This window comes from Bacillus sp. TE8-1 (genome assembly GCF_008368855.1).
GTDB classification, from domain to species: Bacteria; Bacillota; Bacilli; order Bacillales; family Bacillaceae_G; genus Bacillus_A; species Bacillus_A cereus.
Window position 1 is genome coordinate 36,171 of record NZ_QPET01000010.1, and the last position, 23,821, is coordinate 59,991.

Below are 23,821 nucleotides of genomic sequence, written 5' to 3' on the forward strand. Positions count from 1 at the left end.
GTAATACACTCTTTAGGGTAACCTTTAACGTTTTAATCCGGGTTCCTCATTAGCTCGAGGCTAAATCCGTCTATGGCATGCCTGATTGTTAACGCCATCACCCTTAAGGCTGTTTCGGAAAATTCTCGAAACACCCCCTCTTGCATCCCTAAACGTAGAATATTTTTAATGGGAAGAAAAATAGTTTCATCATGGTCTGCTGCAAACCGAAGTTTTCCTTCATCTGTCCTTTCATTTGAAACAATTTCTATAACAGCGAATACATGCTTCCGATGTTTATCTATAAATTTCAGATTCGATTCAATATACGTTTGGAGCATTCCTTCTGGGGTCGTTTGAGCTTCAATTTGCGGACAACTAAAGGACTGGCAAGCTATATAATAATCGATTATAACTTGCTCTAGAAGTTCCTCTTTGTTTGTAAAGTAATAAGAAATAACCCCCTTACTTATTTTTGCACGTTTAGCGATTTGTCCTAAAGAGGCTTTTACATAACCTACTTCAGCAAGTGTTTCAATTGCACATTCCATAATTTGAGCCCTCCGGGCTTTTTCGATAAATGACTTTTCTTTTTGATTGTTCGTTTTATTTTTTGTGTTCATGTTTATATTTTAGCACGACTGTTCAAAAAAATACAATTAAAACCATTTTTTCAAAACGGTAGACTTTTTTATAAACAGTACTACTTTATTTCAAATCTAGATTCGGACTACATAAACATCTTTTTTTCTTCAACTAAGAGTGCGGATTTATACAACAAGAATTATTTTTTCAATTATTAAAAAGGAACAACGAGCCAATATTCCAAATGATAGAGGTATGTTATAATAAGTGAATAAGGGTTTTACTCTTATTCACTTATTATAGGAGAGTGTTTAACATGATTATCAAGTTCATTCGTTTACGTTAATTTTAAACACAATTTGTTATGCCCAGTTATTTATTTCAAGATGTTTGGGTTTATTTGAGTGTGTCTTTTTTATTAACTAAATACGAATGAAATGAGGATTTAATCATGAATGAAAAAATTATTAAAATTAATGACATTGATATATGTACAGAGAGCTTTGGCAATTCAGAAGATCCAGCAGTACTACTGATTATGGGAGCCATGTGTTCAATGGTTTATTGGGATGAAGAATTTTGTCAACAATTAGCTGATACGGGCCGTTATGTTATTCGTTATGATAATAGAGATGTCGGACGGTCAACTACTTATGAGCCGGGGAGTTCCCATTATACTGTGGTAGATATGGCTGATGATGCGGTTGGGGTACTCGATGCATATCATATTGACCAAGCACACATTGTTGGAATGTCATTGGGTGGAATGATTGCTCAAATTATAGCCTTAAGAAACCCACAGAGAGTTCTAAGTATAACTTTGATTGCATCAAGTATTTTTGGTTCTGAAGACAATAACCGTAATTTGCCTCCGATTGACGAGAAGATACTCGCTTACCATGCTAATGGGGCCAAACTAAATTGGTCGGATGAAGAATCTGTTGCAAATTACTTGGTTGCAGGATCAGCGTTACTCTGTGGTTCAAAGAATAAATTTGATGAGAAGAGGACTTATAAGCAGGTAGAAAAAGAAATAAAACGAGCAAATAACCTACTTAGTATGTTTAATCACTCCCTTCTTAAAGGCGATGATTCTTATGAGGGGAAGTTAAAAGGAATTAATATACCAACTTTGGTTATCCATGGTACAGAAGATACAGTGCTTCCATACGAGCATGGTCTTGCTCTTGTTAATGAAATTCCGCATGCTTTGTTACTAACCCTAGAAGGATCGGGGCACGAAATTCATTGCGATGATTGGGTTCATATAATCAACGGTATTTCGAACCATACTTCTGTCTTGTAATCATTATAGGACTCGTATAAAATAAAAAACACTTGAAAAAAGGGCTACAATTGACCTTGTAACCTTTTTTTCTATTAAAAATCAGTTTTGGAACTGTTGCTCAGTTAAAGAATATTAATATTCAGTGATTGATATCCCCATCCTAAAAGGGGTAGCGTCACATCACCATCAAGCTAAGATCTTGAAAGTACCCCAAAACGAAAAATTTACTTATTTACATCAGCTCATTTTATACATCTAGTGGTTTATTCTTTGATAGTTGTTGTACTTCTGTTTGAATATAAATAAAGTAAGTTCCATTTATCCAAAAACACCCCTGATTTCCATTATGTATAGGAAATCAGGGGCATTTTTCAGTAAATATATATAACTTCAACATTATTAATGAATCTTCTTTTAAAATATAGATGGTTAAACGGATGAAAAACTTCGATTGTTATATCGTCCCTTATTTCTCAAATAAAGGTGCTATTTTATCAATTTGATTTGTCCAAATTCCACCTGTATAATCGTCAGGAAGGCGTTTTATATCTTCAGATGAGTCAAATCCACTTGAAAATCCAAACCCATTTCCTCCTACAACGATAACTCGAGTATCTGCTTTATCCATTCGATTAAGAAAACGATTTGGCCATCCCCAAAGCCAAGGAGCTACTTTGTCTGGTATATGTAATTCTCCATGCTTCAGGCTTGAAGGTATGTAGCCAGTCCACCCTAATGCCATATAAGTAATAAGATCTTTTTTCATGGTCGCTTTTGACATTGTTCGTAAACTAGGGATGCGCTCTTTTATCGCAGCAATTGGTTTATCGCCACCATATACAGTTAGTTGATCAAGGCGTTTCGCTGGTAATTTCTTAAGGTGAGCAGCCAATTGGATTCCTTCATTTTCATCATCACTTTTAATATGAATAAGAAAAGAACGATCTGGAAAATGGTTAAGTACTTCATCCAGTGTTGGCATAAGATTAATCCCTTTACCACGAAACGGGAATATTTTACCCCCATCAGCTGTATAACCGTAACCAATATCAAGTGCTTGTAATTCTTTTGTTGTAAAATCTCTTGTAACGCCTTTACCATTAGTACGGCAATCAAGCGTCCAGTCATGAAAAATAACAAAATTATTATCTTTAGTTGGTTGAACATCAAACTCTACTAAATCAGCTCCAGCTTTAAATGCAGCTTCCATAGATGGAATTGTATTTTCTAAATAAGAGTGTTCAGGTTTATTTATACGTTCTGCTGTACATGTATCCCCCTCAATCCCTTCCATGCTAAATGTTTGCGAAAGTCCTCGGTGAGCAAGAAGAAGAGGAGTTCCATCGTCCCTCTTAGCAAAATAAGAACTGTTATTTACATAAACAAATACGAATAGGATAAGAATTATCCAAGTCGTTTTACGTTTCAGTAACCTTTTTAGTTTGTTCATTGTATTCTCCTCTTAAATATTAGTTGAAATGCTTTAAACAATTTTCGGCATTTAAATACTGGTAAATATTACAGCCTATCTTATTTTTTCGCAATGGATATAATTGTTAATTAAAGGCTGGTACTTTGATATAAAACGGGAGCAATAGAAATCAATTCAATAATCACTCAACCTTCAGTAAGAATAGTGTTGAAAGATTTCTGTGAGAATTTAATATAAATGGGTATATGTAACATCCTATTATTTAAGAATCAATTTGCTATATTTATATTATCTGACAGTATCTTAATCATCTTATTGAAGGATTAGAGGACGTCTAAATAAAACTGGATAATAAATTAACATCATACCTACAAATGAGCAAACTAAATAAAAAATAGCCTCGTATTTTATTACTAGAGAAATATTATTATCAATCTTTTTTTCATCTCTTTTATATAACATTTTGAATAATACTCTATATAATAAATACCCAATAATTGCTCCCAGGGTATTCATAGATAAATCATCAATATCTGTAATTCTATTATCTAGCAATTGACCTAACTCAATAGCCAATGAAAAACCGAATCCAGCATAGGCAGTACTTTTCATTCTTCTAAACTGCGGCCAAATAGTCGGCAATAAAAAACCTAATGGCATAAACAGTAAAATGTTTAAGACATAAGTAGTCATACCTTCAGAAGCAAATGGAATCAAGTTAATTTGATTTGCACGAATTAATGTTTCGTATCTACCTATGTCCCATATAGTCCCTATCTGCGTCACCTTATACACTAATGAAAGGTAGAATAGAAAAACATACACCCATAGAAAATGCTGAATAGATATATTTTTTTTCGTTTTAAAATAAAATCCAATTTGAAACATTATACAAAAAATAATAGTAAAAAAATAAGTATATAAATAATTAATCAAAACTCCTGAATGCATTTAAAATCTCCTAACTTTACATTGTAATCTATAACTTTGTCATTTTAGAATATAATTTAAGAACGGGTGGTCATAATCACCTCATCCATATTTTTACAGATATTTCACAAAATTCTTTCAATGGTATTTCAACGTCCATTGTCTTGTTTTGAAAAAAGGGATAATATGACATCGCATATTTTTCCCCCTCAATACTTGCTGAAATGCTCTCTTCTTCTTTTAAATAATCCAGGTATTCTTCCAAGGCTAAATTCATTTTTTGCATAATCGTACTGTGAGGCAAACCGACATAGCGAATCTGCCAAGGTTCATATTGAATACCTGTAACATCCGTTTTATCCGAGGGATAGCGTAAGATAAAGCCGTATTTCCAAGCATTTTTTTCTATCCACTTCCCTTCAGGTGCTCGATCCATTTGCGTTAAGCCTGATCCTACATCAAGTGATAAACCTGAATTATGTTCACTATAACCTGCTGGTAAGAATAATTAGCCCCCATCTCATGGTAAAGTCCACTTTGCTCATCAAAGTCACGATAACCACTATTAATTAAAAATTGATTAACGCCTTCCTTTACAACATTATTAATCATCTCTGAAAATTTTTTTGCTATTTCTTTTGATAAAGAAATATTTGTATTAAGCAATCCGTATCCGTTTATCAATTCATTATGTTTAGATAAATTTACGATATCTGATTTCACACTCTCTTGGCGCATAGGATATTTACTGTTAATTAAGAGCAGATTCCCTTGATAGATGTGTTCTTTTACAATCTCTTTCTTTTGAATCATTGAGGTAGTCCCTGTATTATCTATGTTATCTTTGTGATTTTGATCATATTTTTGAACCTCTACTTTATTCTGAAAAAACAGTGCTTTATTCATGAAAGCAAAACCAAATAAAAAACACCACTTCTTCATTTTCAGCTTCTTCCTTAAGTAAATGACTTGATGATAATGTCACGCTGAAGATTTCGGATATGTAACTCTTAACGATTGCTTTCTGCAAAGCGATGCTATATCTATATGTGGATACTCTATCCAGTGGTGTGTGCAGAAACATCCAAAGCAGCAGATTGCTCATTTGACACAATTGGCTAAAAGGAAAAGAAATATTTGTGTCACTCTTTTTCTAAACATGTAAGCTATTTTAATCCACGCATAAGTTATCATATCTTTCTTTGACGAAGTAAAAAAAGCTCGTTCTTATGGTTTAATTCTACCGCATAAGAACGAGCCATTTTTTAATATTAAATTGTTAATTTCCTAAGAAAAAGTATAGATAACCTTAAGAATTTCTTAAGAAACAATGATTATTTTCTAAGAATCCCCTTTATTAACCGAGTCTTGGAAGACTGGAAGTTCTACCGTGAAAGTCGTAGAGTTATCATTACTTTCCGCGTAAATCTGTCCGCCATGCTGAACAATGATTTCTTTTGCAATCGCCAATCCAAGTCCCGCGCCGCCCGTATCAGAAGAACGGGCATCATCCAATCTGTAAAACTTTTCAAATATGGTAGCGAGTTTATCTTTCGGGATATTTCCGGCGTTCTCAAAAACGATGGATACCACATCATCGGAGAGGTCCGCCGTAATGTCAATTACGCTGTCGTTCTCGCTGTATGCAGCGGCGTTTTTCAAAATATTGTTAAAGACCCTCGCTAGCTTATCAGGGTCACCAAATACGGTCAAATCTTCAGAAACATGGAATACCACCTGTTTCCCCTTCGCAGCAAGCTGGGGATAAAATTCATCAGTCATTTGCACCAGCATATAGTATAGGTCTATGTGCTTTTTCGTGAGCGTAATCGTTTGAAGATTATATCGCGTAATCTCAAAAAACTCGTCGATTAGCTGTTCCAGGCGATACGCTTTGTCTAACGTGATATGCACGTACTTTGCCTTTTGCTCTCTTGGCATGTCTGGTGCCTCGTCAAGCAGGATCAGATAACCGATAACTGATGTAAGAGGCGTTTTAATATCGTGTGCCAAGTACATAACAACTTCATTTTTCCTTTGTTCGGCCACCTTTGCATCATGCTCTCGCTTTTCAAGGGTTCGCTTTAATGTGTTGAGCTTCTGTTCCATGAACTCCATTTCCGCAGAAAGCTCAATTTGTTTATCTTCGTTCTGAATAAGTATATCAATACCGGTATTTATCTCTTCAAAGTATTTTACAAATTTTAAAAGCATAACTCGGCATAGAATAAGAATACTAATGGCAACCGCCACATAAATAAAAATTTCTATATTGTTCCGTATAGTATACTGATATATTATCATTGCGTCCCAACGCTCTAAATGATAACTGTTTTCCAAAAAACGTACGATCCACTCCCCAAGTGTCCCTTGGATAAATAGACGCACAAACAGCACAAATACAACTGCTGCCATGACAATCGTAAGGATATATTGGTAGAGTTTTCGTTTTAATGTTGAATAATCGATTTTTTTATTCTTATTTTTATTTTTCAATTTTATAGCCAATCCCCCATACCGTTTTTATATACTTCGGATTATCAACCGTGTCGTTCATCTTTTCTCGCAGATGTCGGATATGCACGGTGATAGTGTTATTGCTCTTGCTGAAATATTCGTCACCCCATATCTCATGAAACAGCTGCTCAGAGCTAACCACATTCCCCTTGTTTTCACAGAGGATACGCAGGATTGAAAACTCGGTGGGAGTGAGAGATAACGGCTTCTCGTTCAGAGAACACTCATGCGTGCTTATATTAATGACAAGACCAGAGTGAACGATAACATTCTCGTTCTGTGCCGTTACTCCATTGTATTTTTTATATCGGCGTAACTGCGCCTTGACTCGCGCAATTAACTCTAGTGGGCGAAAGGGTTTTGTAATATAATCGTCCGCACCAATTGTTAGCCCTGTAATTTTATCTACTTCCGTATCTTTCGCCGTCAACATGATAATTGGATAGGTGTGCTTATCCCTTATTTTTTGACAGATAGTGAGACCACTTACGTCGGGAAGCATGATATCCAATATTGCAAGGTCAAGCACATTCTTATCTATACATTCCAATGCTTCTTTGGCAGTATAGTATTTGAAAACCGTATAATTCTCGTTTTTCAAGTATAGCTCAACCAAATCGGCAATTTCGCGTTCATCTTCTACGACAAGTATTTTATCGCTCATAAATATCAATCCTCCTTTATAAATTTGCTTTTCTCAATCCGAATCTTTTCCGAATAACGAGCCTATCATACCTACCACTTCAAGTAAAGTCCTATCTGAGTATATAGACACAACCGGTTACACAAAATAGATTTTCAGATTTAACTTTAATCCAAGGATAAGAAATCTATCGAACTCAAAATTAAAAGGGGTACTGCCCTATCCCTATAAACATAACAAAACAAAATGTCCTTCTAAAATGAAAAAACATGCTAATCTTTCTGTAGAATCAAAAGAAAAGATGGCGTTTTTTTATGTCTGTGTCTGACGAATTACAACTATTTGCTCAAGAGATTCAAAGTTTTTCACCTCCAAATACTTTACGGAATCTTGCTAGAGATATTGGGTTTATACGACGAACCAGTAAGTACCAAGCAAAAGATTTAGTAGCTTTATGTGTATGAGTGAGCCAAAATGTAGCTATGACTTCTTTAAGTCAGTTATCTAGCTGTTTAGAAGCATCAACAGAAGTACCCATTAGCCCTGAGGGACTGAATCAACGGTTTAATAAAACGTCCGTCCAACTTTTACAACACCTACTAGCAATTACTAAGCAAAAGATGGCCTCATCTATGCCGATTCCTTCTCCATACACTTCTATTTTCAAGCGGATTCGTATTTTAGATTCAACTACATTCTCCTAATTAATTTAATATATTGGATAATAATACCGATATCTACCTTATTGGCTAGATTATAATGGGGCGGTACGTCTAATTATTATAAAAAGGCTTTCTATATGCTAACCTTTTCTACCGCTTTTATTTGACGATACTAAGGCTTCCACATTGCTTCTTTTACTGCAATCTTGATATCGTTATCACTTAAGTTCTCTCTAGCAATACCTTCTACAACTGCTTCAGTAGCTACTGCGAAGATTCCATCTATCATAACGCTTGCACGTACAACAATTGTTCCAAGTCCTAGCTCTGGGAAAAGAAAGCACCCGCATTATCCTTCTATTTTATATGCTTTTCTAAACTTTATGGGAATAAAAGGAGTAAAATAACTGTTAAATTGGATGCTGGATATAAGGTATATTCCAAGGGTACTTCATTTTAGTTTCCAAGGAAACAAAAATGAAGTATAATTATATATGTACAATAAATATCATTTACAAATTTATTATTGTACGTATTTTTGCATTAGCTCTTAACTACGAAAATAAATGGAGGGCATGAAATGGAAAATTATTATGATGTAGCGGTAATTGGTGGTGGTCCAGTTGGACTTATGGCAGCATGTGAATTAGCTATTCAAGGCGTAAAAGTTGTCGTTTTAGAGAGAAGGTTAAATCGGATACGAAATTCTAGAGCACTCACACTTCACCCCCGCTCCTTAGAATTAATGGCTATGAGAGGTATTGAAAATCGATTTTTATCTAGAGGGAAGAAATCAGATACAAGCCATTTTGCTGCCCTAGATACAAGATTAAACTTTAAAAATCTAGATACTGATTTTCCATATACGCTTTTTATTCCCCAATCTATTACAGAAGAAATATTAGAAGAGCGTGCATTGGAATTAGGTGTAAACATTAAACGTGGTCATACTTTAAAAATTTTAAAACAGTATGAAACATTCGTACAACTAGAAATAGAGCGAGGAGAAACAACATATAAAATAGAAGTTCCGTATGTAGTAGGCGCTGATGGCGCAAGAAGCGTAGTTCGTGAGTTATCACATATACCTTTTAATGGAACAGATACAACAACTACTGCTATATTAGGTGATGTCATTTTAGAAGATGTACCAGATAACTCATTTTTTTCTACATCTAATATAAATGGGATAATAATAATGGTACCTATTGCACCTAATGTATTTCGTATTGCAATTATAGATCCTAAGAATCAGACAATACCTGTTCATGTTGCTGTCACAGAAAAAGAGCTTATAGATAGTATTTATAGTATTACGGGTGAACATATTCAAATTAAAAGCTCAATATGGCTTTCTCGTTTTGGAAATGCAACCAAACTAGCAAATACTTATCAACATAAGCGGGTATTCTTGGCAGGTGATGCAGCGCATATTCATTTTCCTGCAGGAGGACAAGGTTTGAATGTAGGCTTACAAGACGCTTTTAATTTAGGATGGAAATTGGGACTCGCTATAAAACAAAAAAAATATGAAAGCCTATTAGAAAGTTATCATATTGAACGACATGCTGTGGGAAGAAAATTTTTTAAGGAAGTACAAGCACAAGAACAATTAATGATAAACTTTTCAAATGCAGGTATAGAATTAAGAGAGTTATTCTCGCATTTACTCACATACCCAGAGGTAAATCAAGATTTAGCTAAAAGAGTAAGTGGCTTAGGGGTTATATATTCCTCTATGCATATGAAAGAAAGGCATCCATTGATAGGGAAAAGATGCACAAATCTTACTATTTCTTCTCAAAATAAGAAAACTCATAAACTCTTTGAATTGATGCAAGATGGTAAATATATTTTATTAATACATCCGTCTTATAAAGAAGAAATAGATAAAATGAACATTGATTCGCACACAAAGGTGGTTGTAGGAAAAATACAGGATTCTCAGTTTAAAAATATAGTTGTCATTTTAATTCGCCCCGATGGTCACATAGCTTACATTGAGTATGACGAAAGAGAAAACTGTAAAGATTTGAAAATAAAGTTGAATGATTTAAAAAAACTACTATTTATGGCACGAAGTAAGAACTTTCTAGTATAAACATTAAAACAATAGAATTTCATATGCCCCCACAACTATCAGTGGGGGGCATTTTATATTAAATGAACTGCATTAAAACCAACTTCTAATTGAATTTTTCTAATTAATTCCCTATATTGATTAATAATACCAATATCTATTTCCAATATTACATTCATGTTTTTTCAACTCTAAGGTCACCACGGATACTAAACATTACCCTCAAAATTCTTCACATATTCTAATAATGTTTGATATTGTTGATCAAGGGCATACTCATCTGTTCCAATTGGTGATTTAAAAAAGAGTGAAAGATGTTCCATTATTCCTACTTTCCTCTCTCTAAGTGCATGATCCATAAAACGGGACAAATCAATTATTAGAGGCGCAGCTAAAATCGAATCGATACCTAGCCAATTAATTTTCATTGTCATTCGTTCTCCTAACCAACCTTCAAAGTCAATCGTATCCCAGGCCTCTTTCCTATCTCCTCGGACAGGAAAGTAATCAATTCTTACTTTATGATCAAAATTACTGTACCCCAATATTTGTTCTAACCCAATGGATTTCGAATCAATTTTTGTTGAAGAATGTGTTGGATGTTCCAAAACTGCACCATCTTGATTCCCTAATATATTCGTACTATACCACCCGACAATACTCAATCGGCGTTGTTTAAACATTTTTCCTAAAACATGTTTATATAAAGTCTGACCTGTCCGTCCATCTTTTCCTGCTGTCGGAACAGCTTGTAATTCTGCTAATTCCTGTAGTGCTGGTATCTCAGTCGTCACATTTGGCGTGAAATTTACATAGGCACATTTTGATTTCATAGCTGCATAGGCATAAAGCATACTCGGTCGAATATCCGATGAATTTTCCCTTAACCCTGTCTCAAATGCTTTTAAAGACTGATATAATGAATGATTTTTTGTCTTTGCTTCCGTTGAAGCAGTATTTATCACAACAATTCTCTCAAGATTATATCTTTTTCTAAATTCTTCAATGTCTGCCTGAATTTGATTCACTGCGCTCATTAAATTCTCAGGCTCTCCTGTTAGACTATATATCCCTTTAACAAAATCATTTACATTAGCCAGTGGTGCTTGCCAAATAGGAACATCATTGAGTTGCACTTTAATTTTCTTCAAAATAGATTCCTGAATGATACCATATTTTTGTACTACTTCTATCAATGAATCCTTTTGTATATCCCATCCACCAAAAGCAATATGATCGAGTGGAGTTAGCTGTAGTGTCTCGAATTCTTTCTCTGTAGAAATAACGCCCCTTAGTGGAGCAAGATTTTGATTTACCGCAAAAAGTCCGGAAATCGTTGTTGTTGCAACGGCACCTAGAACTCCGACAAATAACACACCCATCTGATATGTCATTTTTTCACCCCTTCTAATTTCCCACAAGCTTTAGCAACAAGTCATGAACTTCGGTCGCTTCTAATGTATCTGGAAGTTCAAAATCTCTCCCTGTTACTACAAGTGACACATAATCTCTTTTGTCCTTTGCTGGTAAACCGTGAGATCCTTTGATTCGTTCCGGTTCTAGTGGTATTTGGAATGTCTTTGGATTTACAAACAGCTCTACCGGATCATAACCAGGCTTCCTATGAATATCTACATTGTATGCAAATTCTGGTGCCTGTTCATCGTTCAACCACCAGTAATACACAAACCAACTGTCAGGTTCCGCAATTGCAATTAACTGCCCTGAAAGCTCGTGATTAATTTTATGAACCCGTTTCTCTTCTTCTCCCCATACCTCGGCTATACCTGGTGTTCTTTCGAGAATTTCTTTAACTACCCCAATATCACGTGAGTCCTGAATATACACATGAGCCAATTGATGATCTGCTAAAGCAAAGGCTTTCGACATCTCCAAATCGAGAAAATCCATATTTTCGACATGCTTGATAGCCACATATCCCTCTTTATTCAACGTTTGATTGATAAATATAGGTCTGTTAACTGTCTTAAAGTTGTATTCTGATAAAATAACTAGCCGTGTTTGCTCCTTCAAGTTGCGCTCTTCCAATTGCTCGACAAAGTTTCCAATTAAACTGTCAATTTCTTTAATGGATCTCTTCGCAGCTTCACTTTCAGGCCCAAACCTTTGTGCGTTATAATCTATATTGGGTAGATATACAAGTGATAATCTTGGTTTATATTCTTCTAAAACATCTATTGCTGCATCTAATATCCATTCACTGGATTTAACTGAAGAGAGCGGACCCCAGAAGCTTTTCAAATCGAACTCCCCATATTTCTCCCTCAATTTTTCATATAGCCCCCTCGGCTTTGAATCACACCACATAATTGTTTTTTTATCGAGATGAATTGGGGCAGGAGTAACTACATAGTCTGCTGTGCTCAATTTACTGAACTGCCAAAACAACACTGCTGTTTTAGCTGCCAAATCTTCTTCCTTCAACTTCTCCCATATCTTTTTACCTTCAACTGGTAGCATTGTTTGATTCCACATTGTTATCTCTTTTGTATTCCAATTTGGAAGACCGTTACAAATAATTCCATGTTCAGCTGGTGAGGTTCCAGTAATATACGTAGCCTGCATTGAACCAGTTACAGCCGGAAATACAGGTTTAATTTTTGCTTGTTGGCCATTCTCTAGCAACTTCCGAATATTTGGGGTTAATTCAGCATCATTTAGATGCTCCTCCGTCAAACTAATAATATCTAATACAATCACGTTCTTTTTCTCCATAGATATCATCCTTTCGTCTATGTAACGGGAAAGATACGAGACATGATATAGCTTATAATTAGGAAAGAAGATATAGAAAAGAAAGCTGGCCATCCTCCAAATGAAGCAGCAATTGCTCCATCCAATAATGGAAGACCAATTATACATGTTCCAACTGCTTTTTTAATATTAGATGATATTGGATTTACTAATGCTGGTAAAATCCCTGAAAAAGTCCATAATAAAAAAACTATTACCGTAATAACAGTTGTTCCCCATACACCATAGAAATGCAAAAGCAAAATAGCAATAGCACATGTTAAGACTGCTCCTGCCATAATTCTTACTCGTATAGGATGGAGGCCGGATCCAACCTCACCTTTAGACATTACAGTAACAGTGAAAATATATATAAACCCTAATCCCGCTAACCACCAAAATTCTACTAATTTATCTGGTACAATACTCAATCCTAGTAACAAGTTAACTCCTCTACAAAGCCCCATCGTTAATGGTCCTAAAACGTCATAATGCTTTGAATAGCGATTATATACAAATACCAACATAATGAGGATACAAGCAATTAAAAAGCTGATACCTGAAACAAAACATACAGATATGATACCTACAGTAAGAAGCACAAAACTAAAACATAAAGCAGAACGAGTTAATATACGACCAGATGGTAAAGGTCTCTCAGGACGCTCACTTTTATCTATTTCAAAATCAAAAAAATCATTTAAAATAATCCCTGACGCATATATACATGCGCTTGCTAACAGAAGAAGAATAATCTGACTGAAATAACTTTGATTCAAAACTATTCCTGCAATCCAGGTGCCTGCCAATATATCTGCCATCGCAGTAAAGGCATTCGGAAATCTTATCAGTTCAAAATAAGTACGAATTCTTCTCATAGGCTGTTAAGGATACTTTGCACATAGTCATAAGATTCTTTGGCAGCCGATATTGCATGATTTTCATAAGGATATAATTCAATGGTAATAAAACCGTCATAACCCGTTTTCTTTATAGATTGTAAAACTTCCAGAATAGGAATAGCACCGTGACCAGGAATTAGATGCTCATGTACGCGATTCGCTGCAATATCCTCCAGGTGATAATGTTGTGTATATGGTAGCAATTTATAAACCAATGCAGCTGGATCTTCTCCAACACAAAAGAAATGTCCTATATCAAAATTTAATGCAATTGCCTGCGAAGGAACAGCCTTCTTAAATTCTATAAATTGATCTGATGTTTCAATTAATAAATCAGGCTCAGGTTCAACGAGGATTGTTACGCCAGACTTTTCGGCATGATCAGCCAATTCTTCCATTGCAGAAATAAAAACTTTATTTGCCCATTCCCTCCCTACATTGATGAGTGGCCCCCCTGGTTCGGTAGATAGTGTCTTTGCACCGAGTTTTTGAGCTAAATCAATACAGTTATGGGTATGTTCTATACGTTGTCTTCTTTCTGTTTCATCTATCTCTACAAAAGACGGGTGCCAATTATCTTTTATTCCATACAGCATGAATGCATTCAAATTTGATATAATCATGTTCCGTTGCTTCAACTTGTCTTTTATCATGAGTATTTTCTCATTCGTTACTTCAGGTGGAAAAGCATGCGGGATATCTAGTAAGATTTCTATGCCTTCATATCCGATTTCGGATAATATATCTATTGTTTTTAACAGGTCATATCTTTTAAATCCATTACTGCTATATGCAAGTTTCATAATCTTTTCACCCCTTATGAATCTAGTTTTAATTTTCCAGATTGCTCATAAAAACGAACTGGATTATTCCAAACTAGTTCTTGAATGATATTTTCCGCATGCCCTTTCTTTCGCATCTCAAGCGCAGTTTTTACAACATTAAGAGGATTAGATGGTCCCCAATCTGCTGCAGTGTTAACCATAATTTTATTTATGCTGTAATGTTCAATTATTTCAATTGCTTCATCAGTTGAAACTTTCGTCGGATAAATTGTCATTCCGCTCCAGCCTCCATATTCAACGGAAAGATCAATAGTATCTGAATTATTATGATCTATTAATACCCTATCAGGTTCAAGCCCTTCTTCCCTTAGGATTTCTATTGTTCTTCTTGTTCCCTCCCGCTTATTTTGATGGGGAGTATGCACCATAACTAACATATCGAGGTCTTTAGCCAATTTCAGTTGTCTCCGCATCACATCTTCTTCCTCAGGAGTAATCCTATCAAATCCAATCTCCCCAATTGCAAGACACCGCTCATGTTGCAAATACTCGGACAATCCATCAATTACTTGATAGGCAATATCAATGTTATTTGCTTCTTTTGGATTCATAGCTAAACAACAATAATGAGTGATTCCATATTGCTTAGCACGCTCAGGTTCAAAGGTAAGCAAATGTTGGAAGTAATCAAAATAGGTTTCAGGATAACGGCGTTCGCTCCCAAGCCAAAATGCGGGTTCTACAACAGCGCGTACACCGGCCAGACTCATATTTTCATAATCATCGGTTGTACGAGAATAACAATGGATGTGCGGATCAAAATATTTCATAAATTATCTCCCCTCATAAAAGGCTATTCTTAAAATATGGTGTAAGGAATTCTATAGATTCCTTTGCTGCCAGTACTGGATCATTGCAATAGGTATATAATTCTACTGTAATAAATCCCTTATATTTAATTTGCTTTACATAATTAAATAATTGATTAAAATCAATATTCCCATGACCAGGTATAAGATGATAGTGTTTATGATCTGCTATATCCTCTAGGTGGATGTTCCATATCCTAGACTTTAAACTTGATAATAAAGTGGGAATATCCTCTCTTATTACATCTGCATGCCCGAGATCAAGATTTGCGCCCAGCCTATTTGATCCCACAATTTGAATTAATTCATTCAATTCTTTTCCATTTTCTATTAAAAGGCCAGGTTCGTACTCAATCCCTACGTTGATTTCACGTCGTTCAGCATAGTCCATAATCTCTATTAGTGAATTTATAAGATGATTAATTGCTTGATCTGGTGGGTTCCCTGAAAGACACTTTCCACTTGTAATACTGATGTTTTTGGCATTAACTATTACAGCTAAATCTATTAATTGTTTTGTATATTTAATTCTCTGATTCCTCACCTCTTCTCTTGCATTACATAATGAAGGCTCAAATGTAGGTTCTCCAGTAGAATATGGAAAAAATCCAGCTGCTGTATTTCCGTTTATATTTGAGACCTCGAGGCCATATTTTTCTAGTTTTTGTTGTACATCAGTTACCCAAGCAGCAGTATGTGCAGGTGGGAAAGCATGAGGAACATCCGCTAAAATTTCAACCCCTTTATACCCCAACTTTCCAATCTCTGAAATAGCTTCGGGTAATGTGTATGTTGTAAATGCATTTGTACTAAAAGCTAGCTTCATCTTGCGCCTCCTTTTAAAACATCTAATATTACAACACCTATTCGTTCAATAGAATTTAGTCAACATTTATAAAAAACGATACAATCTATTCAAAAATATTCTACAAAGTTCAACGAATAGCCAGGAGTAAAAAAAACTTAATATAAATATTATTGCAATAACCTTTGCATCTATAATTGTATTAACAGTAGGGCCCAGTACTGGGAAACGGAATACATACAGTATCACCATGATCCCCGCCAGTAGACATATTGATGAAAAAGAAACAACCCAAATTCTCCTATTCAATTGAAAAAAAGACACACCTATAGCTATACCTAATAAACCTGTTGTAAATGGAAAAATAATTAATTCACTCGGCTGAATGATAAATAAAAGGAGAATTGTAAGAATATAAGAAAGGATTCCTTGACGAATAGAAAGGGACGTAACTAAAAAAATTGGTAATGTCGCTAAAAAACTAATTAAGTAGCCTATACCTGGCATAAAGCCTCCTGCTGATTGAAGCATGGTAGCAAGTGTACTCAGCAAAGCTGTAATAACCAAGTTGGCTGCAAAAGGGATCTTTTTCAAGTGAATATGGTCTCCATCTATCCCTCTCATCGATTGATACCAATAACGGACAAACCATTCGATTAAAATCACCACCTAAAAATATCCAAACAGCCACTTTCTATACTATTCATTCCCGCGTGTTTTATGCGGTATTCCCTTTATAATAAAATTGCGAGAACGATTACTCCTCTGAAAATATTTTTAAATAGCAGTTATTTCAATTGGTATTACTATAAATTCATGAACGTAAATTTTGCAAAATATTGCTGAATACCCTTTTTCTAAATTCGCAATTATATTTATTTTGAAATGCCTTCTCTTTATTTTCATAAAGATATAACATACCTTACCGTTTGAATTTTTATGATAATGTTTTATAGAACAATTTCAAAAATAGTACCTTTGTTCAAATCAGTCACATTTGTAGATTCATAAACCCCTAAATATAATCTAGTTTGATTTAGGTTTGTTCCCAAGTTAACATAATAAGCTGATTGAGATCCAAAATTATAATCGGTTTCAATAACACTAAAATCATTTAATTTACCATCTATACTACGACGAGTATAGGCTAAACTCCCTCTAACTGGGGAGTTAGATTCTTCCTTCCGAGCAAGATCGGTAAACACAATACTTCCAGTTAAATTCGGGATTCCATTCCCCATATATGGTTGGACACCTGTAAGCGCAGTTCCATCAAACTTATCAGGCCCTGAACCTTTATGAAAATAACTAATAAATGGTTGAAGCCGCTTCATTGAGGTTTTAACTGTTTCATTATAATAAGCTATTGTTTTCTCATCTAAAGTGGGAGTTGAAGAACAGCGTCTTATAAAAGAAGTAGGAAAATTCCCTTCCCATCCACGCCAACCAAAGTTAATAAATCCGTCTTGGTCAGAAGTAGATCTCATCATTAAAGAAGCTTGAACAAGTTGAGTGACTGGTATAGGTCTATAATGAACAAATGAAAAAATTGATTCCACCAAATCCTGCCCAACATTTCCCACATATTTAATATACTGATTATAAGACCCTTGAAATGAAATACCTGTGATATTACGAACGCCTTTAGCAATTACCGTAAGAGTTTCCTGAATAGATGAGGGAAGTTCATCAAAACGTGTGACTACAGGAGGATTATTGATAAGTGTATTCTTAGCTACATCAATTTCAATTATTTTACCGGCTATCTCCATATCATCCTGACTTAAATTAAATGGATCATAGCCTGATCCACCATCTCCAGTTGTTAAAACAAGTGCTCCAGTTTCAGGTGAAAAACTTAGGCTATTAACTCCATTATGATTAAGAAATGGCCTTCTTATATTAAGTAATGTACGTCTTTTTTGAGGTTGACCATTCGGTTGTAAAATCCATTCTTCTACGGTATCAATATGATCATATTGAGTTTCCCTGTTTATCCACCTTAAATTTAACGTTTTGGGGTTACATGGATTAGGCTTAAAAGGTTCAGCAAGAGCGCCCGGTCCTTGTGTTCCAGCCAATGAATAATGAAGATAAAACAAACCGTTATAATGAAATTGTGGATGAAACGCTAGCCCTAGCAATCCCCTTTCATCATATCCACTGCCAGATCCACCTTGTTCAGACTTCCCTAATTTTATGATTCGAGAACGAATATCTAAAAAAGTTCTTATTTCTCCGTCTCCTATGTAAAAGATTTCTCCTACTTGGGTTGCAATAAATAATCTTTCAATTGATTCACCTGGAAGTATAGTTGTTCTTAAAACGGTGGGTAGATTTATCTTACTTACAATGGGTTGTAAACGAACTTTTACTTTTATCAATTAACTTTACACCCCTTTCTATTATAAGAATATGATTTGGACTGTGCTATTAGTATCAAATACGGGACGACAATTGAATATAAAAAAAGCGTGTTATGATTATCTTCTTCAAAACACGCTTCTTCCTAATATATCGAACATTCATCAACTTTATATCTTAAAATACACCTAACAATTTTTCAGAATTCCTCTAAAAAAATTAGACTTATCTTCCTGATCTATTCAATACTATTGCTGAGTACGCTGCATTTCCTGCTTCTCCATATAATTGCGCATTTTTTTCATATATCTAGGTGCATCCATTGAATCTTTTACAATCATTTCAATAATACAGAGTTTTTTAGTACTTTCTATTTCAGCTTGGTTTATTGCCTGATCAAACTCTCCGTAGGTACGGACTGTAGCTGTAAACGCATCACCTCCAAGAACTTCCGCTAGCTTAGTATAAGACCATTGAGGAATTTTGTTGTACTTTTGATTTTTTGTTTTTACATTCAAATATTTTTCAATCGTATAACCATCATTGTTTAAGACAAAAATTATAGGCTTGCATCCATAATAAAGCATGGTGCTGATTTCTTGGGCTGTCAGTTGTAAGGCTCCATCCCCTGTAAACAGCAACACTCGGCGTTCAGGCACAGCCATAATAGCACCGAACGCCGAAGGGATTGCGTAACCGATGGACTGCCAACCGCCTTGCCCAATATATATTACATCGCTCGGTAGTCTCACCTCTGCCATTCCGTTATAGAATGTACCAGTCTCGACAACTACAATATCTTCCTCTTTCAGCATCTGCTGAAAACGTGGATAATAGTTGGCCGCTATTAGAGGGGCATCGGTGTTAGTATTTAATTGGTCGTAAGGGAATGACATTTTTTCCACCAAGCCTTGCCCCTTATAACCCACATTCTGTATTGCAAGTAACATGTCAGCTGCAAGAACATTCGAATACTCTGCCTCAGCAATTTTAACCATATCCGGTTGAATATTGACGGTTATCCGCTGGTTTAGTTTTGCGGTAAAACTCGCGGTATTAGTATCTGCGAATACCATACCAATTGCGATGATACAATCTGCATTTTCTACCTTACTTTGAACTTCAGAATCTCCAAAAGATCCTAAGTACATTCCCACATAATTTGGATGGGTTTCGTCGAATCCTCCCTTTCCGTACATCATCGTTGCAACAGGAACATTCATGGTGTCTGCCAGTTGTTGAACTGCCGCTTGAAGACCGAAACGCATGGTTTTCACATCCACCAGTATAACTGGTCGATGTGCACGATTTAGTAGCTTATGGACATGATTGACCGCAGCTTGAAGAGTTTTCAAATTGGATGTTGGGCGTTGGGGTGTTGGCTCTACACGATTTTTAATCGGCTTGGTGACTAAATCATCGGCCACAACAAGATATACAGGCTTTTTCTTTTCTTTAGCAATCTGAATTGCGGCTGGAATTTCAATTTTAGCGTTTTCAGGCGTAAGCACCGTGCTGTATGCAGTAATTTGCTCATACATGTTGCGAAAAACATCAAAATTCCCATCCATTAAAGTGTGATGCATCAGCTTATGCTCTTTTTGATCATTTTCGGGAGGCGCACCCACTATATGAATGATTGGTACATGCTCACTATTAGCTCCGGCTATAGCATTACAAGCGCTGAGTTCTCCAACTCCAAAAGTTGTAATAAGAGCGGACATCCCTTTAATTCTTGCATAGCCATCTGCAGAATAGCCCGCGTTTAGTTCGTTCCGCCCTTCTATAAAGCGGATACCTTTATAACACTCTAAAGTATCAAGAAGTGTAAAATTATAGTCCCCTGCAATACCAAAAATCTCGTTAATGCCCTCCAATTTTAAACAATCGAATAAATATTGACCAACCGTTTTTTGAGAAGGTTGCCTTTGTAAACCCAAATTATCCTCATTTATCATGTTTTCCACCACTTGTTCACCCCTTATCTATTTCTTAAATTGTTTTATAGTATTCTTTTTGATAATACCCTTTAATTGAACCCATTATCCGTTGCACTGAGCCAAAGCAGTATATCAAACGCAATTAACTAATGTAAAAACATGTCGCTATTAAGCGATACATTTTGTATAATTCAAAACAATTTTAAGCTTGAGATAAGGTTTAAAAGTTAAAAAAGAGCACCTTTTGAAGAAACCTTAAACATATTAAATGTGTCAAAATCTATTAAATATCGTTATATTAACAGTTATTTAGAATTATGATTGCACCTTTCTTCCTTTTTGATGATATAAAGAGCATATTTATAATGAAAAGAACATCTTCTGGTAGTGAAAGAGCAATTAAGGAATTGTTGAATGACAATAAACTATTCCGTTACAGAACCATTTAATTGAATAACCGTTATTAAGTTAACAGTGAAATTTGATATGGATAATAAGGTCTTTAAAAAAATATAGAGAAAAGAATATAATTATATTGAGTATAATAACGTATTTTTAACTATACCTTTAAGGAGGAGTTGTCGATGAGAAATTATTTCTATTTGATTGGGCGAAAAAATAAGGGGATAACGTTCCAATAGCCCATAAACTACGTGGTTCCCCTTTAATATTAGAAGGAGAGTATCAGATTGAAAAAAATTTATTTAAAGCCAATTGACAAAAGTAATTGGGAAGAAGCAATTAGATTATCTGTTAAAAAAGAACAACAAACATTTATTGCATCCAACCTTTACTCTATCGCAGAAGTTCAATTTCTAGATAATTTCTATGCAAAAGGTATTTATTTTGATGAGAAAATGATTGGATTTACTATGTTTGGGATAGATCCTGATGATAAAAATTATTGGATTTATAGACTTATGATTGATGAAGAATTTCAAGGGAAAGGTATAGGAAAACAAGCTATATATCTGGTTATTGATGAGATAAGAAGAAATAATAACGCAAACATTTCTATAATAATGATTGGATATGCTCCTGAAAACCTTACAGCTAAATTTGTATATAAAAAAGCAGGATTTATTGAAACTGAATTATCATCTTGGGGTGAACAGTTAGCTAAGTATTCCTTATAAGCACTTGAATTCTCCACATTAACTTTTAAACTTATTAAAGGAAAGAGTCTAATAATATAGTCATACAGATAGGAAATGATTAAACTTTGTTATAAAAGAATAAAACAACTGAAAATATTAAGAGCGTGTTTTGATTTACCTTTTTCAAAACACGCTCTTTTCTATGATTGTTTATCAAGATTATTTAGTATTAATTTGATTAAACTTTATTTAAGGACAACACAATGTCTAGAATAGAGAAAAAATACCCTCCGGTTCATAAGGCAAACATAAGAAGTATCTTGTTTCACCATGTGGATCTTCTACTTTTTATCTTTCTGAACATGATAGTTAATTAAAGATATTTACTATAGACAAATTACTTTTATTCACACAAAATCACATCTAAATTGAACATGCCACCCAGCCACAATTTGCTGTTTTCTAAACTCAAAGTTTACCTCTCTAATAAATGGAAATAATAGATCTATAAACCATTGGATGGAGGATTTATAGTGACAAATAACAATAATTACGATGGAATATTACCCCATAATGCCGAATCTTATTGGACGAGCAGTATCGATTTACCAAAATACCCTTCCTTAGAAAATGACATGCAAGTCGATGTTATTATTGTAGGAGGAGGAATTACTGGCATTACTTCTGCCTATCTTTTAGTAAATGAAGGCCTAAAAGTCGCTGTTATAGAGGCAGACAAATTATTAAATGGAACGACTGGACATACGACAGCTAAAATTACTGCTCAACATGATATGATTTATGACGAGCTTATCAGATATACTGGAAAAACTACCGCAAGATTGTATTACGAAGCAAACATAGATGCTTTAAATTTCATTCAAGCCACAATTAATAAACATCAAATTGATTGCGATTTCACTCAACAAGATGCTTATCTGTATTCCACAACAGAAGAATACGCATTTAAGTTAGAAAAAGAAGCAGAAGCTTATAAAGATCTTCGTATTGAAGGCGAACTTGTAAACAAACTTCCTATTAACTTAAAAATACACAATGCACTTGTTATGAGAAATCAAGCACAATTCCATCCCCTTAAATATTTAGCCCATCTTTCAAATATAATTACAGAAAAAGGTGGATACATCTTTGAAAATACCACAGCAGTAAATATAAAAACAGGCGAGCAACCTGTGGTTCTTACCCGTGGAGGAGCTCAAATTACAGGAAAGTATATTCTCTCTTGTTCCCATTTCCCTTTTTATGAAGGCGCAGGACTTTACTCTACAAGAATGCATGCAGATCGCTCCTATATAATTGCTGCTAGAATAAAAACAGATTATCCAGGAGGTATGTATATTAGTGTAGATGAACCGACACGCTCTCTCCGTTCTACAACAATCAATGGAGAAAAATTTATTCTTATCTCTGGAGAAAGTCATAAAACGGGACAAGGCGGAGAAACACTAAAACATTATGAAGCCTTGGAAATATTCGGGCAACAAGTTTTTGGGCTTGAAAATATTGCATACCGTTGGTCAGCTCAAGATTTAATTACACTAGACAAAATTCCTTATATCGGAGAAATCACCTCCGATCAGAGAAATATATTAATTGCTACTGGATACAGAAAATGGGGTATGACTAATGGGACTGCAGCTGCTCTTTTATTCCGAGACATCATATTAAAGGAAAAAAGCAAATATCGGGAATTATATACTCCCTCTCGTTTCCACATGAATCCTAGTTTAAAGAATTTCTTAGTCGAAAATGCCAATGTTGTTGGTCACTTAATTAAAGGAAAGTTAGAGATTCCTCAAAAATGTATTCATGATTTATCTAACGATGAAGGAGCCGTCATTGATATTGATGGCCATAGAAAAGGAGCTTACAAAGATGCAGAAGGTAAACTTCATATTGTAGATACAACTTGTACTCATATCGGATGCGAAGTTGAATGGAACAATGGTGAACGTTCTTGGGATTGTCCATGCCATGGTTCACGATTCTCGTATACAGGAGAAGTACTTGAAGGGCCTGCTGAAAAACCATTGCAAAAATACGATTATAAAATGATAGATAATCTTACTTCAGAAGACTCTGGTTACTAACTAAATTTGTAAATGAGTGATATTGAATTTACAATATAAAACCAAGATACCCCGTTTGAGGGTAACTTGGTTTTATTA

Annotated in this window: 18 protein-coding genes and 3 pseudogenes; 5 read left to right on the forward strand and 16 right to left on the reverse strand. The window is 34.9% G+C overall.

Translation table 11 applies throughout. The annotated features are described in order from the left end of the window. Window positions 1–32: 32 nt before the first annotated feature. Window positions 33–602: a TetR/AcrR family transcriptional regulator gene (locus tag DN404_RS08090; protein WP_255445026.1), complete on the reverse strand. Its 570-nt coding sequence runs from the start codon at window positions 600–602 to the stop codon at window positions 33–35. Window positions 603–1,015: 413 nt separating this feature from the next. On the opposite strand from DN404_RS08090, the gene mle reads away from it, so the two are divergent. Further along, the gene (gene mle, locus DN404_RS08095; protein ID WP_124749701.1) at window positions 1,016–1,870 is read left to right on the forward strand and encodes an alpha/beta fold macrolide esterase; all 855 of its coding nucleotides are present in this window, start codon (window positions 1,016–1,018) and stop codon (window positions 1,868–1,870) included. A 448-nt stretch (window positions 1,871–2,318) separates the two neighbouring features. On the opposite strand, the gene DN404_RS08100 is transcribed toward mle, so the two are convergent. The 5 genes and pseudogenes from DN404_RS08100 to vanR-A all read right to left on the reverse strand — a co-directional run bounded on the left by DN404_RS08100 (window position 2,319) and on the right by vanR-A (window position 7,395). Beyond that, a complete protein-coding gene (locus DN404_RS08100) occupies window positions 2,319–3,302 on the reverse strand; it encodes a glycerophosphodiester phosphodiesterase family protein (RefSeq protein ID WP_149214950.1) in 984 nt (327 codons plus the stop codon). A gap of 294 nt (window positions 3,303–3,596) precedes the next feature. After that, window positions 3,597–4,235, reverse strand: a complete 639-nt coding sequence (locus tag DN404_RS08105) for a VanZ family protein (protein ID WP_000555586.1) — start codon at window positions 4,233–4,235, stop codon at window positions 3,597–3,599. A gap of 56 nt (window positions 4,236–4,291) precedes the next feature. Further along, a pseudogene (gene vanY, locus DN404_RS08110) lies at window positions 4,292–5,156 on the reverse strand (VanY-A/VanY-F/VanY-M family D-Ala-D-Ala carboxypeptidase). A 399-nt stretch (window positions 5,157–5,555) separates the two neighbouring features. Then, window positions 5,556–6,710: a vancomycin resistance histidine kinase VanS gene (gene vanS, locus DN404_RS08120; protein ID WP_149214952.1), complete on the reverse strand. Its 1,155-nt coding sequence runs from the start codon at window positions 6,708–6,710 to the stop codon at window positions 5,556–5,558. Beyond that, entirely contained in the window at window positions 6,700–7,395 is a 696-nt protein-coding gene (gene vanR-A, locus DN404_RS08125) for a vancomycin resistance response regulator transcription factor VanR-A (RefSeq protein WP_113304520.1), read from the reverse strand. The genes vanS and vanR-A overlap by 11 nt, the downstream gene beginning before the upstream one ends. 293 nt (window positions 7,396–7,688) lie before the next feature. Here vanR-A and DN404_RS08130 point away from each other — a divergent pair. Further along, a pseudogene (locus DN404_RS08130) lies at window positions 7,689–8,072 on the forward strand (IS4 family transposase); the annotation flags it as partial. A gap of 136 nt (window positions 8,073–8,208) precedes the next feature. On the opposite strand, the pseudogene DN404_RS30915 reads toward DN404_RS08130, so the two are convergent. Further along, a pseudogene (locus DN404_RS30915) lies at window positions 8,209–8,373 on the reverse strand (hypothetical protein); the annotation flags it as partial. Window positions 8,374–8,616: 243 nt separating this feature from the next. Between DN404_RS30915 and DN404_RS08135 the strand changes: the two are divergent. Beyond that, window positions 8,617–10,137: an FAD-dependent oxidoreductase gene (locus DN404_RS08135; protein ID WP_149214953.1), complete on the forward strand. Its 1,521-nt coding sequence runs from the start codon at window positions 8,617–8,619 to the stop codon at window positions 10,135–10,137. Between the two features lie 188 nt (window positions 10,138–10,325). On the opposite strand, the gene DN404_RS08140 is transcribed toward DN404_RS08135, so the two are convergent. The 9 genes from DN404_RS08140 to DN404_RS08180 form a co-directional block, all read right to left on the reverse strand. Continuing rightward, window positions 10,326–11,510, reverse strand: a complete 1,185-nt coding sequence (locus DN404_RS08140; RefSeq protein ID WP_149214954.1) for an inositol-3-phosphate synthase — start codon at window positions 11,508–11,510, stop codon at window positions 10,326–10,328. Window positions 11,511–11,523: 13 nt separating this feature from the next. Next, entirely contained in the window at window positions 11,524–12,852 is a 1,329-nt protein-coding gene (locus DN404_RS08145; protein WP_255445028.1) for an alkaline phosphatase family protein, read from the reverse strand. A 17-nt stretch (window positions 12,853–12,869) separates the two neighbouring features. Further along, window positions 12,870–13,748, reverse strand: coding sequence for a UbiA-like protein EboC (gene eboC / locus DN404_RS08150; RefSeq protein WP_149214955.1), 879 nt, complete (start codon window positions 13,746–13,748; stop codon window positions 12,870–12,872). Further along, the gene (locus DN404_RS08155; RefSeq protein ID WP_149214956.1) at window positions 13,745–14,575 is read right to left on the reverse strand and encodes a sugar phosphate isomerase/epimerase family protein; all 831 of its coding nucleotides are present in this window, start codon (window positions 14,573–14,575) and stop codon (window positions 13,745–13,747) included. The genes eboC and DN404_RS08155 overlap by 4 nt, the downstream gene beginning before the upstream one ends. Window positions 14,576–14,589: 14 nt before the next feature. Further along, a complete protein-coding gene (locus DN404_RS08160; protein ID WP_029438493.1) occupies window positions 14,590–15,387 on the reverse strand; it encodes a TatD family hydrolase in 798 nt (265 codons plus the stop codon). A gap of 13 nt (window positions 15,388–15,400) precedes the next feature. Next, window positions 15,401–16,252 (reverse strand): sugar phosphate isomerase/epimerase family protein, encoded by an 852-nt coding sequence (locus tag DN404_RS08165; RefSeq protein ID WP_149214957.1) that lies wholly within the window; start codon window positions 16,250–16,252, stop codon window positions 15,401–15,403. 66 nt (window positions 16,253–16,318) lie between these two features. Beyond that, the gene (locus DN404_RS08170; RefSeq protein WP_149214966.1) at window positions 16,319–16,888 is read right to left on the reverse strand and encodes a hypothetical protein; all 570 of its coding nucleotides are present in this window, start codon (window positions 16,886–16,888) and stop codon (window positions 16,319–16,321) included. Between the two features lie 293 nt (window positions 16,889–17,181). Continuing rightward, window positions 17,182–18,615: a PQQ-dependent sugar dehydrogenase gene (locus DN404_RS08175; RefSeq protein WP_149214958.1), complete on the reverse strand. Its 1,434-nt coding sequence runs from the start codon at window positions 18,613–18,615 to the stop codon at window positions 17,182–17,184. A gap of 228 nt (window positions 18,616–18,843) precedes the next feature. Continuing rightward, window positions 18,844–20,562, reverse strand: a complete 1,719-nt coding sequence (locus DN404_RS08180; protein WP_149214959.1) for an alpha-keto acid decarboxylase family protein — start codon at window positions 20,560–20,562, stop codon at window positions 18,844–18,846. A 662-nt stretch (window positions 20,563–21,224) separates the two neighbouring features. Here DN404_RS08180 and DN404_RS08185 point away from each other — a divergent pair. Together DN404_RS08185 and DN404_RS08190 are read left to right on the forward strand one after the other, a co-directional pair. After that, entirely contained in the window at window positions 21,225–21,671 is a 447-nt protein-coding gene (locus DN404_RS08185) for a GNAT family N-acetyltransferase (protein ID WP_149214960.1), read from the forward strand. 494 nt (window positions 21,672–22,165) lie between these two features. After that, window positions 22,166–23,743, forward strand: a complete 1,578-nt coding sequence (locus DN404_RS08190; protein WP_149214961.1) for an FAD-dependent oxidoreductase — start codon at window positions 22,166–22,168, stop codon at window positions 23,741–23,743. Window positions 23,744–23,821 lie beyond the last annotated feature (78 nt).